The organism is Commensalibacter intestini A911 (assembly GCF_000231445.1).
Taxonomy (GTDB): Bacteria; Pseudomonadota; Alphaproteobacteria; order Acetobacterales; family Acetobacteraceae; genus Commensalibacter; species Commensalibacter intestini.
The window spans coordinates 262,887-276,698 of sequence record NZ_AGFR01000009.1 but is presented as its reverse complement, the minus strand read 5'-3'; the positions used below and the strand labels follow the sequence as shown (position 1 = coordinate 276,698).

Genomic DNA, 13,812 nt, shown 5'->3' with positions numbered 1-13,812 from the left:
ATTTATGACAAATTCTACTATTAAGATTTTATTAATTGATGATCATGCCTTATTTCGTTCTGGACTCAAATTTTTATTAGAAACTGAAAAGGATTTTGAAATCATTGGGGAAGCACAAGACGGTTTGCAAGGGGTAAAGCTAGCGAATGCATTACATCCAGATGTTATTTTGTTAGATTTAGACATGCCTGTAATGGCAGGCAAAGAAACATTACAGCAACTACTTAATGCTGACCCTAAATTAAATGTTCTGATCTTAACCGTTTCCGAAGATGACGATGATTTATTAGAGTGTATGAAAATTGGAGCAAAAGGGTATCTATTAAAAAATATTGATACAGACTTTCTGCTTAATAGTATTCGCAAAACCCTCGAGGGAGATAATGTTTTATCACCAGAAATGACAACAAAGCTCATTGGTCAGTTTAAATCCGCGAAGCATCAGGATGATGAACCTTATAAACTTTATGAAACACTGACGCCTAGAGAAAAAGAAATTCTAGCATGGTTGACTAAAGGGGTAAGTAATAAGGAAATCGCACGTTTCTTTAATTTATCCGAAAGCACTATTAAATTACATGTACAAAATATTTTAAGAAAATTAAATATTCATAGCCGTGTCCAAGCTGCTGTTTTTGCTCTTGAGCATGGATTTAATAAAATATAACTAATGCTGTCCACATATCTTACAATGAGGGTTACGGTCGAATTCAACAGTGTAAAACTGTGTATTCAAGGCATTATAATGTAATAATTTTCCTTTGAGTAAAGCCCCAATATTCAAAATGATTTTTAGTGCCTCTGCTGCCTGCATGGAGCCAATAATACTAACTAAAGGTGCAAAGACACCTAAAAAAGAACAACTATCCTGCCCATTATCATCGCCATCAAACAAACAAGCATAGCATGGTGCAATAGGATCTCGTGCGTCAAAAACACTTAGCTGCCCTTCAAAACGAAGTGCAGAACCAAAAACCAATGGTGTTTTACTTATAAAAGCCGCCTGATTAACTTGTTGTCGAGTCAATAAATTATCACTGCAATCTATCACCACATCATGCTCTTTGCATAATAAAATCAGTGCTTGCAATCCTAAACGCTCTGTAATCGCACGAACTTGCACTTCTGGATTTTGTTTGTGTATAAAATCTTGCATTGCTTGAGCTTTAAATAAGCCAATATCACTATGCACATAATGTGTTTGCCTTTGTAGATTAGATAAATCAACCTTATCATCATCAACGCAAGTCAACTGTCCAACACCAGCGGCAGCTAATAAAGGCGCGACTGCACACCCTAGCCCTCCACAACCAATAATGAGCATTTTACTCTTCAAAATTTTCTCTTGCCCCAGCAAATCAATCTGAGGCAGCAATATATGTCGACTATATCGTATTAACTGAGAATCATCCATATCTATTCTATAGAATTAAAGAGTAAACGATAACTATAATCTCTTTCTACTCTATAATCTACTATCAAAATGGGTAGTAAGTATTATTCAAAAGTATACTTCTTCTCTATCCACCAGAACCAGCATTTCTGCACTTCTTACCAATAGAAATATAAATAAAGAAATATATGATAGGACGCGTTAAATATATTTTAAAAAGCGATGTTATATCATGAATCATCACCAAATATTTCTTTCAAAGACATTAAAAACAACCAATTTATTACTATCTTTTACATTTATTAGCTTTTTGCCTACCCTTACTTATGCTGCAACCTCTACAAGTGTATCAGAAACGACTACTTCTGATGATAGCAAAACTATTAATGATAGCTGTAAAAATATTGTTACAGCAAATGGGAAATATGGACGCAGTCGCTCTACAAATTATGGAGTTTTTAATACCAACAATGGTTTTGGCCCTGTAGGTAATTATTCATGGTTCGCTTTTGGTCAGGGAGCTCCATATGCACAAGCACGTTGGGTAGAAGATTGGAGTGGATTATGTAATGATCCTGATAAAAATAAAGATTGGTTTAACAAGCTTAAATATATAAAACTCAATGACTCTGGCTCTATCTGGCTCAGCCTAAATGGTAACGAACGCTTACGCTATGTCTTTGATAGTCGTCCCTATATGGGATTCGCGAATAAAAAAGATTCTAGCCGTTTCTTACTACGTAGCCAATATGGTGCAGATTTACATGCTGGCAGCCATGTCAGAGCTTATGTAGAGCTTATCAATGGTGCCGCTGGCGGTGTTCGACAGTTTGGATATCAAACAGGTTACCAACGCAGCAGAATAAACCTACAACAAGGTTTCTTAGAACTTAAAGCCAATATGCTTGGTGCTAAGATGGGTGTTATGGGAGGGCGTCAATTCTTTATCGATGGCCCACCATCCATGATATCCCCGCGTGAATTAACCAACGTTCGTCAAAGCTGGGATGGGTTCAGAGGATATGCATTTTGGAAACGCTTCCGTGTAGATCTGTTTGATCTTTGGCAAACAGATCTACATAATGATAGAACTGCTTTTACCTATGGTCCTAATTATAACGCACGTCTTTATGGTGCATATTCTAGCTTAGCCCTTCCAAGTTTCTATGCCCTTGGTAAAAAAAGCCAAATCTTTGTTGATGCTTTCTTTCTTGGATATTTATATAACAGCCGTGGTGGCCCATCCGCTATTCCAACAGCCAAAATTGGTGGCTGGGAAAAAGGCTCTACCAGAAGAGATAATATTGGTGGACGTGTCAGCGGGAATCTTGGAGTTATCAATTTTGACCTAACAGGAATTTATCAAGGCGGTCAGTTCCGTCCTGCCAATAATGGTGATTCTCGTCCAGTCAGAGCCTATGCATTTAATAGTATAATCTCTTATGCTGTTCCAAATGTTCCCGGGAAACTCGTGGTCGGCCTACAAAGTGATTATGCATCAGGTGGAAATTATAACAAAACTAAAGGCGCCGTCAGAAATTTTGCTGTACCTTACTTCCCTCAAGCAAATTATTTAGATATGACTTTATATCTCACCACTTCCAACAGTGTCAGTACTGGCCCTTTAATTACCTATAATCCTACAAAAAAATCACTTCTTAAACTACATGCTCCATTTTTATGGCGTGCCAGCACAAATGATACCATTTATGGAACTGGGTTTACTTATCCTTTAAGAGACAACTATTCTGGTGGCTTTATCGGAAGTGTTCCACAATTTACATTTGCTTATGAAATCGCACCGCATCTTGTTCTAACCAATGATATCGCTGGGTTCATTGCCTCGAACTCCTTAAAAAGAGCTGGCGCACAAAATAGTGCATTTGTCATGGAAAGTCTGGATTTCAGATTTTAAAATATTATTAGTTTCATTCTAACCTCATCGGGTCAGTATTTTAGAAAATACTGACCTTTTTTATATCCAACATGAATAATCTAAATCATCACTCATAAAACTGTGACTTTATTATCCAATCCATTAATAATGTCTAAAAAGAAACGTTTTTTGATATTTAACCATACAAAAGGCAGATAAAATACCTTTATTGGGTCACCCTATTGTGAATTAAAGGTAATCATCTGCTATGCATAAAACGAAACAAAATTCTTATAAAAAATTATGCCAATTAAGTTCTTTTTCTTTTGTTTTTTTAGCTCTTTCATCAACAATTTCATATGCAGATACACAACAGAAATTATCAACCTCTGATACAACGACACCAACACAAATAGCACTTGATAAGAAATGTAAAGGCATTGTCACAGCTGCTGGAAAATATGGACGAAGCCGTCAAACAAACTATGGCGTTTTTACAAATAATAGTGGCTTTGGACCCGTAGGAAATTATTCATGGTTTGCTTTTGGTCCAAATGCTCCTTATGCTCAAGCACGTTGGGCAGAAGACTGGAGTGGGCTATGCAATGACCCAGACAAAAATAAAGATTGGTTTAATCGCCTCAAATACATCCCTTTAAATGATTCTGGAAATATTTGGCTTAGCCTTAATGGAGCTGAACGCTTTCAATATATCTTTGATAGCCATGCCTATATGGGTTATCAAAACAAAAAAAATAGTCACCGTTTTCTTCTGCGTAGTATCTATGGGGCAGATCTTCATGTTGGAAGCCATGTTCGTGCCTATGTTGAATTAATTAATGCTGTTGCTGGTGGCATTCGTCAATTTGGATATCAGACAGGGACTCAAAGAAGTCGATTAAATCTACAACAAGGATTTTTAGAGCTTAAAAACGAAATGCTTGGTGCGAAAATGGGGGTTATTGGCGGCAGACAATTCTTTGTTGATGCACCTGCAGCAATGCAATCGCCTCGTGAACTGGCCAACATACGTCAAAGCTGGGATGGCTTTAGAGGATATTCAATCTGGAAACGCTTTAGGATAGATCTATTTGATCTTTGGCAAACAGATGAACACAATGACCAAAAAGTCTTTACTTATGGCCCCAATTATAATGCGCGTCTTTACGGGGCCTATTCCAGTTTAGCTCTACCAAGTTTTTATGCCTTAGGTAAAAAAAGCCAACTCTTTCTAGATGCTTTTTTCATTGGCTATTTATTTAACGGCACAACCGCTTCTATTCCAACCAGACAAATTGCTGCCATGCAAAAAGGATCTACTAGAAGGGATAATATTGGTGGGCGTATCAGTGGGAATGTCGGCACCATTAATATTGACTTTACTGGGGTCTATCAAGGTGGTGTGTTTAGACCTGCAAATAACGGAAATACACGCCCAGTCAGAGCTTTCCTTTTTAGCTCTCTCATCTCTCATACCTTCAAAAATGTCGGTGGAAGCCTTACTGTTGGTTTAAAAAGTGATTACTCTTCTGGAGGCAATTATAAAAAAACAACAGGTGCGGTCAGAAACTTTGCTGTCCCGTATTTCCCAACTACTGATCTAGATATGACCTTGTACTTAACGACTTCCAATAGTGTTAGCACAGGTCCTTTAATTACTTATATTCCCAGACCAGATATATTGATGGTTTTACATGCGCCTTTTATTTGGCGCGCAAATACAAATGATACCGTTTATGGTGTAGGACTAACATATCCTCTAAGAGACAATTATTCAGGTGGTTATATCGGATCACTTCCTCAATTCTCTCTGGGCTATGAAATCATCCCTCACCTTGTAATATCTACCAGCGTTGCAGGATTTATTGGATCCAGCTCTATCAAAAACGCTGGAGCAAAAGATAGTGCGTTTGTTTTGGAAAGACTCACTTTTAGATTTTAAATATCTAATGCAACTTTAATAAAAAAGTCAGTATATAAAACGATACTGACTTTTTTTGGTGCTATTTTTTAAGAACCCCTAAAATCTCATCAAATTGCTCTAAAGATTTATAAAAAATTCGAACAGATCCACCTTTTCCATCAAATTGAATTTGAACATTCAACCCTAATTTCCCACGCAAATCTTTTTCTAATAATTTAATTTCTGCCTCTAAGGGTTCAGCCTCAGCTGGCTGCTTTGGCTTTTTTTCTTGATCTCTTTTTACTAACTCTTCGGTTTGACGAACTGTTAACCCCTTTTGAATCACTTCTTTTGCCCCAGCAACTGGATCTGGATGCATTAACAATGCCCGTGCATGACCTGCCGTTATCTTCCCCTCTTTCAAGTAAAGACGCACCTCTTCGGGCAATTGTAATAAACGAATAGTATTCGCAATATGAGGACGAGACTTTCCTACTGCTGAAGCAAGTTCATCTTGTGTTAATTCAAACTCTTCTAATAGACGAGAAAAACCCTCTGCCTCTTCAACAATATTTAAATCTGCACGTTGTAAGTTCTCAACCAACGCCGCAGCCATTGCGTCACTATCACTAAGCTGACAAACACGAACAGGCACTTCATGAACAGTTGCTAATTGCGCAGCACGCCAACGACGTTCACCAGCAATAATTTGATAGTAACCTTGATGCCCAGGCTTCTCACGAACCAATAATGGCTGCAAAATACCATGATGCTTAATAGAATCTGCTAACTCTTGCAAAGCTTCTGGCATCATGACTTGACGTGGCTGGAAAGGACCTGGCTCTACAAACTCTATCGGCAAGTTCAGTAAAGACATTGATGAATTCGTCTGATTAGAATGATTAGAAGGCTTCACATCATCTTCAACAGCATTCCCCAATAAAGCAGCCAAGCCTCTTCCTAAACGTGCTTTTTCTTGTCCTTTTTTGATAGCCATAATGACGATTACCTTTACCCTACTACTGGAAACGACGTGTTAATTCTTTTGCAAGATTCATATAAGCCACTGCCCCTGCAGACTTACGATCATATAGCATAATAGGCTTACCATAACTCTGAGCCTCTGAAATACGAATATTTCTAGGAATAACCGTTTTACAAACTTTATCACCAAAAAATGCTTTGGTATCTTCAGCAACCAACTCAGAAAGTTTATTTCGTTTATCATACATGGTTAAAACAATCGCTCTAATATCCAACGCTGGATTTAAAGATTTCTGTATTCTGGTTACTGTTTTTACCAAATGACTGATCCCTTCCAATGCTAAAAATTCACATTGTAAAGGAACAATCACGCCTGTTGCTGCTACTAATGCATTCAACGTTAACATGCCTAAACTAGGTGGACAATCAATTAAGATATAATCATAGTGTTGAGGCAGCGTTCCCAACGCATTCTTTAAGCGAAATTCACGCTCCTCAACATCAATCAACTCTAGCTCTGCACCAGCCAGATTACCATCAGCGGTAATTAAAGAAAGATTTGGAACAATCCCATCTTTGATCATCCCTTCACTCACTGCACCATCAATTAACAGATTATACGTCCCCACAGCACGGTCATTATAATCCACACCTAATGCTGTTGAACTATTCCCTTGAGAGTCTAAATCAATCAACAAGACCTTTTTCTTTTCTGCCAATGCTGTGGCTAGATTAATCGCCGTTGTAGTTTTACCAACCCCACCTTTTTGATTGGCAATCGCCAAGATACGAGGTGTCTTTTGTTTTACATTTTTCTCGGTCATGCTCTTATACAATATGTCTAAATTGATTGATTTTTATAATCACCCCATCAGGGCTCGTCTTGCTAGGAATTTTCTGATAGTCAAATTCCCAATTTTGCTGTGCTTCTGCAATCTCATCATCGACCTGTCGTCCTTTTAAGAACAAACAATATCCTGTCTCTTTTAACCTATTTTCAGAAAAAGAAAATAATATTTCTAAAGAAGCCAAAGCTCTTGCTGTAATCAAATCCACAGGAGGAATATCTACCTGTTCAATACGTTTACATAAAATATTAACGTTCGATTGCGTTTGTCGTGCAACTTCTCGCAAAAATACAGTTTTACGCAAATCAGATTCAATAAGCGTTATTGGTAATCCCGTAACAATAGCCAATACCAAACCAGGAAATCCTCCACCAGACCCAAAGTCTGCAATAGAGTTGACAGATGGATTAATCAGACTTGCAAGCTGTAAGCTATCCAGAATATGACGTTCCCAAATTTGATCTATCGTTTGCTTTGAAACAAGATTAATCTTTGCATTCCATTGCTGTAACAGAGAAACATAGATATCTAACTTCTCTTTTGTTTCACGTGAAACATTCTCTAACAAATTAGTTTCTTCACTCTTTAACGGCATGCTTTGACACCCCATCCAAGCTGCGAATATGTGCTAAAATCGCCATTAATGCAGAAGGCGTTACTCCAGGAATACGCTGTGCAGCGCTAAAACTAACAGGTCTTACTGCTTCCAAACGTTCTTGCATTTCACGACTTAACCCACCAATTTGTTTATAATCCAAATCAGCAGGAAATGTAATTTTTGCCTCCTGATCTAACTGACGAATTTCTCTGGCCTGTCTAACCAAATACCCATCATAACGCGCTTCGGTACGCACATACTCTTGAATATTTTTAGGAAGCTCTACAAACCAAGGTGCTAATTGAGATACAGATTCTTGTGATGGCATCAAGGAAAGGACTTCAAAGAAAGAACGCCAACGTCCATCAGATGAGATATTCAACCCTTGTTGTAATAAAGTTTTAGGTAAGAACTTCTCTTCTTTCGCACGTTCAACAGCATTTTGAATATATGCTTGATCTTGACGGTAGAGTGCCAAACGTTCCTTACCCACACAACCCAATTTTTCACCTAAAGGTGTCAAACGTACATCGGCATTATCCGCACGCAACGTTAAACGATACTCTGCACGAGACGTAAACATACGATAAGGCTCTGTCACCCCTTGAGTGGTCAAATCATCAATCATTACCCCAATATATCCTTGGCTACGATCAATAGTAATCTTATCTGATCCACCTACATGCAACGCTGCATTTAATCCAGCCAGCAACCCTTGTGCGGCTGCTTCCTCATATCCTGTAGTTCCATTAATCTGTCCCGCCAGAAACAACCCTGGAAAGACTGGAAGTTCTAATGTAGGATTTAAAGAACGTGGATCAATAAAATCATACTCAACCGCATATCCAGGACGAACGATCACTGCTTTTTCTAATCCAGGAATAGAATGAACCATTCTTTCTTGAATCTCTTCAGCTAAACTTGTAGAGATTCCATTTGGATAAATGAGATCTCCACCCTCATGGTTCGGAAGCGCTTCGGGTTCCAAGAATAGTTGATGACGATCACGTCCAGCAAAACGCACAATTTTATCTTCAATGGATGGACAATAACGCGGGCCTTTGCCTGTAATTGACCCACCATACATTGCTGAGCGATGAATATTATCTTGGATAATTTGATGTGTTTCTGGCGTTGTCGCTGTAATACGACAAGAGACCATTGGATTATATGCTTTGGAAGTAAACCGACTAAAAAATTCAGGTTCTTCATCCCCTTTATCTTCAGCAAGACTTTCCATATCAATACTGGTTCTTAATAAACGAGGCGGCGTCCCTGTTTTTAAGCGCCCCATTCTCAGTCCTAACGCTTCTAAACGAGCACCCAGTAACGTTGCTGGTGCCTCACCCACACGCCCTGCTGGACTACTCTTCTCACCAATATGAATAACACCGCGCAAAAAGGTTCCTGTTGTTAAGACAACGGCACCAGAGGCGAATTCACGACCGTCTTCACAGACAACTCCTTCGATACAATTTCCAGGCCCAACGCGAAGATCAGCAACAGCCCCCTCAATAATTGTTAAATTAGGAGTAGCTGCCAATAGATCCTGTATTGCTTGACGATACAAAATACGATCCGCTTGCGCACGAGGTCCATGTACAGCCGGCCCTTTAGAGCGATTTAATAATTTAAAATGAATTCCTGCCCGATCAGCTGCTTGCGCCATGATGCCATCCATTGCATCAATTTCACGCACCAAATGCCCTTTACCAATACCACCAATTGCTGGATTGCAAGACATTGTACCAACCGTATGCTGATAATGCGTTAACAATAATGTTTTTGCCCCCATACGTGCAGAAGCCGCAGCAGCTTCACTGCCTGCATGCCCTCCACCAACAACAATGACATCATATTTTTCATTAACCATTATCTTTTTCTCATTCTTATCATTTTATTAATCAACCCTTATTTCCCAATACAGAATTGACTAAAAATTGTATCCAACAAATCCTCTACACCAATCGTGCCAGTTAATCTACCCAAACTTTGCATCGCAAGACGCAACTCTTCACCTCTTAACTCTGGCCAGTCCAATCGCTGTGCCTCTTCCAAATGTTGAACACATTCTTCTATCCCCAAACGATGACGTACCCGAGTTAACGGAGGCGGGCCTTGTCGAGTTGTTAAAAAACTTGCTTTCTCAGCCAACACTTGTTTTAAATGGTCAATCCCATCACCGGTTTTAACACTAACAAACAGTGTTTCGTTACTTTTTCGATCCAATGTTTCACGTGAAACATTTAAATCTTTTTTCGTTCTAATCCAAAAATCACATTCAACTTCTGGTTCCCAAACATCAACAGAAGCATCCGTTAAACATAATACACAATCTGCCTCGCGCCCTATTTTTTGAGCACGACGAATACCTTCAGCTTCAATCAAATCTTCTGTTTCACGCAACCCTGCCGTATCAACCAAAGTTACAGGAACGTCCCCTAATACCACTCTGACTTCAATTGCATCACGTGTTGTTCCTGCTTGCTCTGTTACAATCGCAGCGTCACGATCCGCCAATAAATTTAAGAGACTAGACTTCCCTGCATTTGGAGCTCCTAAAATGGCAAAGACTAACCCTCGACGCAAACGCTCACCACGACCAGCATCATTCAAATGCTCTTTCATTTCTTGATGTAACGTTTGAATTGTATTTTTTAAATTCTCCTCAACCTCTTCAGGCAAATCTTCATCTGGAAAATCAATTAATGCTTCTTGAAAGGCTAATACTTCGCGTAATTTTTGTGCCCATCCTTGATAAACAACACTTAAACCACCCTCTGTCTGTTCAAGCGCCTGCCGTCTTTGAGCCTGTGTTTCAGCTTCAACAAGGTCAGAAATTCCTTCTGCTTGCAACAAATCAACCTGACCATTTACAAAAGCACGTTTGGTAAACTCACCAGCCTGAGCAGGACGAGCCCCATAAAAAGCCAATACATCTGCAACAGCATCAATAACCGCTGGGCCAGCATGCAAATGTAATTCTGCACTATCTTCACCTGTATAACTCTTAGGTCCAGGAAACCAAATAACAAGCGCTTGATCTAACAACTCATCTTGCTCACCTCTTCTCCATAATTGTCGAACAGAGGCCTGCCTTGCCTTAGGCACCGTATTACAAAGCTGCTCTAAAATCTGCAACGTCAATGGACCACTGATGCGCATAATAGCAACAGCTCCACGACCTGCCGCCGTAGCCAATGCAAAAATTGTTGAGGTAGAAGAAGATAATATATTCATGGAAGATCGCTTAACGATAAACTAGTTTAACAACTGTAATTCTTTATTACATCATAGATCTTTCTTTAACCAAAAAGAAAGTGCTTATCCAGAGTATTTATGTATTTTTATTCATTTAACAAGAATTTATTTAAATTTAGAGAAAAAACGATATACGATTTTATCTTTACAACATAATTTCTAATTCACACAGCACTTAATTTAATTATCGAACTATCCCCCTTGTATCATTTTGCTTACAACAAACAAACATTCTTGATATATTAAAATAACAATCTATGAACAACAAAACAATTTTAAGAAATAAATATATTCAATAACTTAATATTAAAATCACAAAACAATCCAAATTATTAGTCTATTTTCCACTTACTATACATATCTAAAGGATAGAGATAGTCTAAATAATTGTAGCATAGACTCTTTTAGAAAAACCTACACGGAAGAAAAAACAAAATTTATTAACAACTGCAAATTATTTGTTAAACAAAACGTGTACTGGCAATATAAGGTTTGACTCATTGCAATATCGAGCTTAGGTTGTATCTAGCTTCTAGAAAATAGAATGCCTAATATTAAGATTTAATACAAATCAAAACATATAAAATCAAAATATACATTAGATTTAATTAAAATTAGAACAAGATATTTAATTTAATAAAAAAACAAAAATAATTAAATTAAATCATTATAAGGAAAAATAATATGCGTAACTTATTACAAAATGAAGTAGAAGAAATATCTGGCGGTTCAGCAGCAACAGTTTTTGGGAACTTAGGGGCTACAATTGGTAACGTAGTTAACCAATCTTTTCAAAGAACTTATGGCTATGCTCCTGCACAATCAGCTGTTGGACCTGCAACAGAGTTAGGTACAGGAATCGGTACTATTATTGATTCTATCACCAACCCTAAACTTATCCCAACGGCTGTTAACGATATGATCCAAGGTATTTCTGATATTGTTGGTGTATCTAAAGCTAACAGTGCACTTGTTGCTTCAAAATAATTAGTAGTTCTCACTACTAATTACGCATAATTTCAATAAAGACTATATCTAAACTATAGATATAGTCTTTATTTTTATCTAAAATTCATTTTATCAACATAAAAACATTCTTTATTTTCATTATTTATATATTATAAGGACTCTAACCTTTTTATCCTAAACAAAGTTATTCTTATGTCACAAATATCTTTCCACTCCCCCGTTGGTGAGCTCAGTATCGCCGAAGATGAAGGCTTTATCGTTTCTGTAGATTGGGGTTGGGGCAGTATCCAAGAAGAAACACCTCTATTACAAGAAGCAAAAAAACAATTTGATGCTTATTTTGATGGCCAATTAAAACAATTTAACCTCCCTATTCGTCCCTTTGGCACTGCATACCAATTAAAGGTCTGGAAAGCATTGCAAACTATTCCTTTTGGAGAAACACGATCCTATCAAGAGCTTGCACAAATTGTGGGAGGAAGCCCCAGATCTATTGGTGGAGCGAATGGAGCAAACCCAATTCCACTTATTATTCCTTGCCATCGAGTGATTGGAAAAAGTGATTTAGGAGGCTACTCTGGTGGAGAAGGTATTGAAACAAAAGAATATCTACTAAATATGGAAAAATTATTTAGATAAACAATAATAACATAACGTATGCTTGAGTATTAAATAAATCTTCTAATAAGCCTCGCCATCAAAAAATTTCTTTAATATATTAATATACTCAAGCAATCTCTTTTAATTTCAAAAAACACACTTAAAATATGAATAACTGTTACTTACCATCAACAGTATTTGTAATAACATCTTCCATATTCATACCTATATGCCTCATTATAAAAAACAAAGAATAAGAAATACCATCACAGGTTAATCTTATAAGAACACAAGATATTCGTTAATAATATACCTTATGTTCTTATATTAATATTTAAAATCAATATCTAATGATTAAATATTGATTTATTTAGAAAGAAAAGATCCTACGAGTTTAATGTAATGACTACGTTCATAAGCTTGGTTATTTTTTAATTTTTGCCAGCTCATTTGGCCACGCATTAATTTTAGATCTTTTTGTTGGCGTGCTTTCAACCAATCACAAACACCTTCACGTAATGTTTCTACATATCCTGGACCATTTCGTAATAAAGCACTAGTTGTCATCACTGTATCAGCCCCTGCAAGTAAGTATTTAATCACTTGCTGATAATCATCCACCCCAGTTGATGCTGCTAGAGAGGCATTCACACGACGTGCGAGTAATCCAATCCATTGTAGTGCAATTAACCCTTCGCTTGCCGTACTCAGACTATAACGAGAGGTAATATCAAGATTATGAATATCAATATCTGGTGACATTATTCGATTAAATAAAACCAATCCATTTGCACCAGCGTCAATGAAACGTTGTGCAAGAGATCCAATGGCTGAAAAATATGGACATAACTTTACAGCTAAAGGAATATCTACATATTTTCGAATATTTGTTACGATATTAATATAATTATCTTCAACTTGTTGGCCAGAAATATTAATATCTGTAGGCACAGAAAAAATATTTAGTTCTAACGCATCAGCACCAGCTTCTTGCATAAGTTTTGCATACTCTATCCAAGCTGTATTCGTATATCCATTTAAACTTGCAATAACAGGTACAGAAACAGTTTTTTTTGCTTGTGATATCAGTTCAAGATAAGCATCCGGTCCCACTCCATAAGGACCAGAAACCATATTATTAACTGGAAGATATTGGCTTGCTTCTGGAGAGTTATACTGTTGAAGTGAATCTATTTCTTCAAAAGCATGATCTATCTGCTCTTGAAAAAGCGAAGGTAACACTATAGCTCCTATACCAGCTTTATCAAGCGCTTTTAAATAATCCAAATCTGTATTCATAGGAGATGCTGAAGCAATGATAGGACTTCTTAAGGTCAACCCCAAATATTGACTGGTTAAGTCTATTTTATGACTCATTAT

At 37.4% G+C, this 13,812-nt stretch carries 12 protein-coding genes; 5 read left to right on the top strand and 7 right to left on the bottom strand.

Going from position 1 to position 13,812, the window contains the following annotated elements:
• Window positions 1-4 precede the first annotated feature (4 nt).
• Window positions 5-667, top strand: coding sequence for a response regulator (locus tag CIN_RS08400; RefSeq protein WP_008854654.1), 663 nt, complete (start codon window positions 5-7; stop codon window positions 665-667).
• Here CIN_RS08400 and CIN_RS08395 read toward each other — a convergent pair whose 3' ends face one another.
• On the bottom strand, window positions 668-1,414 hold the full coding sequence (locus CIN_RS08395) for a HesA/MoeB/ThiF family protein (protein ID WP_040364220.1): 747 nt from the start codon (window positions 1,412-1,414) through the stop codon (window positions 668-670). It lies immediately after the preceding gene.
• A 211-nt stretch (window positions 1,415-1,625) separates the two neighbouring features.
• Between CIN_RS08395 and CIN_RS08390 the strand changes: the two genes are divergently transcribed.
• Together CIN_RS08390 and CIN_RS08385 are read left to right on the top strand one after the other, a co-directional pair.
• On the top strand, window positions 1,626-3,308 hold the full coding sequence (locus CIN_RS08390) for an alginate export family protein (RefSeq protein WP_008854652.1): 1,683 nt from the start codon (window positions 1,626-1,628) through the stop codon (window positions 3,306-3,308).
• Between the two features lie 229 nt (window positions 3,309-3,537).
• Window positions 3,538-5,211 (top strand): alginate export family protein, encoded by a 1,674-nt coding sequence (locus CIN_RS08385; protein WP_008854651.1) that lies wholly within the window; start codon window positions 3,538-3,540, stop codon window positions 5,209-5,211.
• 61 nt (window positions 5,212-5,272) lie between these two features.
• Here CIN_RS08385 and CIN_RS08380 read toward each other — a convergent pair whose 3' ends face one another.
• Genes CIN_RS08380 through mnmE form a run of 5 tightly spaced genes read right to left on the bottom strand, consistent with a single transcriptional unit; the run spans window position 5,273 to window position 10,842 of the window.
• A complete protein-coding gene (locus CIN_RS08380) occupies window positions 5,273-6,169 on the bottom strand; it encodes a ParB/RepB/Spo0J family partition protein (protein WP_008854650.1) in 897 nt (298 codons plus the stop codon).
• A 22-nt stretch (window positions 6,170-6,191) separates the two neighbouring features.
• On the bottom strand, window positions 6,192-6,980 hold the full coding sequence (locus CIN_RS08375) for a ParA family protein (RefSeq protein ID WP_008854649.1): 789 nt from the start codon (window positions 6,978-6,980) through the stop codon (window positions 6,192-6,194).
• Between the two features lie 4 nt (window positions 6,981-6,984).
• Window positions 6,985-7,599: a 16S rRNA (guanine(527)-N(7))-methyltransferase RsmG gene (rsmG, locus tag CIN_RS08370; RefSeq protein WP_050798403.1), complete on the bottom strand. Its 615-nt coding sequence runs from the start codon at window positions 7,597-7,599 to the stop codon at window positions 6,985-6,987.
• Window positions 7,583-9,475, bottom strand: a complete 1,893-nt coding sequence (gene mnmG, locus CIN_RS08365) for a tRNA uridine-5-carboxymethylaminomethyl(34) synthesis enzyme MnmG (RefSeq protein WP_008854647.1) — start codon at window positions 9,473-9,475, stop codon at window positions 7,583-7,585. The genes rsmG and mnmG overlap by 17 nt, the downstream gene beginning before the upstream one ends.
• A gap of 38 nt (window positions 9,476-9,513) precedes the next feature.
• Window positions 9,514-10,842 carry a tRNA uridine-5-carboxymethylaminomethyl(34) synthesis GTPase MnmE gene (mnmE, locus tag CIN_RS08360; RefSeq protein WP_008854646.1) on the bottom strand — a complete coding sequence of 443 codons (1,329 nt, stop codon included), beginning with the start codon at window positions 10,840-10,842 and terminating at the stop codon, window positions 9,514-9,516.
• Between the two features lie 705 nt (window positions 10,843-11,547).
• Between mnmE and CIN_RS08355 the strand changes: the two genes are divergently transcribed.
• Both CIN_RS08355 and CIN_RS08350 read left to right on the top strand, forming a co-directional pair.
• Window positions 11,548-11,850: a hypothetical protein gene (locus CIN_RS08355; protein ID WP_008854645.1), complete on the top strand. Its 303-nt coding sequence runs from the start codon at window positions 11,548-11,550 to the stop codon at window positions 11,848-11,850.
• 174 nt (window positions 11,851-12,024) lie between these two features.
• Window positions 12,025-12,471, top strand: a complete 447-nt coding sequence (locus CIN_RS08350; RefSeq protein WP_008854644.1) for a methylated-DNA--[protein]-cysteine S-methyltransferase — start codon at window positions 12,025-12,027, stop codon at window positions 12,469-12,471.
• 327 nt (window positions 12,472-12,798) lie between these two features.
• Here the strand turns inward: CIN_RS08350 and CIN_RS08345 are convergent, their stop codons facing one another.
• Window positions 12,799-13,809, bottom strand: a complete 1,011-nt coding sequence (locus CIN_RS08345; RefSeq protein ID WP_008854643.1) for a dihydroorotate dehydrogenase-like protein — start codon at window positions 13,807-13,809, stop codon at window positions 12,799-12,801.
• Between the last annotated feature and the right edge of the window lie 3 nt (window positions 13,810-13,812).

What these genes read in the sequence shown, in the direction of transcription:
- CIN_RS08400 (WP_008854654.1), top strand. Translation starts at nt 5, where the DNA reads ATGACAAATTCTACTATTAAGATTTTATTAATTGATGATCATGCCTTA.
- CIN_RS08395 (WP_040364220.1), bottom strand. Translation starts at nt 1,414, where the DNA reads ATGGATGATTCTCAGTTAATACGATATAGTCGACATATATTGCTGCCT.
- CIN_RS08390 (WP_008854652.1), top strand. Translation starts at nt 1,626, where the DNA reads ATGAATCATCACCAAATATTTCTTTCAAAGACATTAAAAACAACCAAT.
- CIN_RS08385 (WP_008854651.1), top strand. Translation starts at nt 3,538, where the DNA reads ATGCATAAAACGAAACAAAATTCTTATAAAAAATTATGCCAATTAAGT.
- CIN_RS08380 (WP_008854650.1), bottom strand. Translation starts at nt 6,169, where the DNA reads ATGGCTATCAAAAAAGGACAAGAAAAAGCACGTTTAGGAAGAGGCTTG.
- CIN_RS08375 (WP_008854649.1), bottom strand. Translation starts at nt 6,980, where the DNA reads ATGACCGAGAAAAATGTAAAACAAAAGACACCTCGTATCTTGGCGATT.
- rsmG (WP_050798403.1), bottom strand. Translation starts at nt 7,599, where the DNA reads ATGCCGTTAAAGAGTGAAGAAACTAATTTGTTAGAGAATGTTTCACGT.
- mnmG (WP_008854647.1), bottom strand. Translation starts at nt 9,475, where the DNA reads ATGGTTAATGAAAAATATGATGTCATTGTTGTTGGTGGAGGGCATGCA.
- mnmE (WP_008854646.1), bottom strand. Translation starts at nt 10,842, where the DNA reads ATGAATATATTATCTTCTTCTACCTCAACAATTTTTGCATTGGCTACG.
- CIN_RS08355 (WP_008854645.1), top strand. Translation starts at nt 11,548, where the DNA reads ATGCGTAACTTATTACAAAATGAAGTAGAAGAAATATCTGGCGGTTCA.
- CIN_RS08350 (WP_008854644.1), top strand. Translation starts at nt 12,025, where the DNA reads ATGTCACAAATATCTTTCCACTCCCCCGTTGGTGAGCTCAGTATCGCC.
- CIN_RS08345 (WP_008854643.1), bottom strand. Translation starts at nt 13,809, where the DNA reads ATGAGTCATAAAATAGACTTAACCAGTCAATATTTGGGGTTGACCTTA.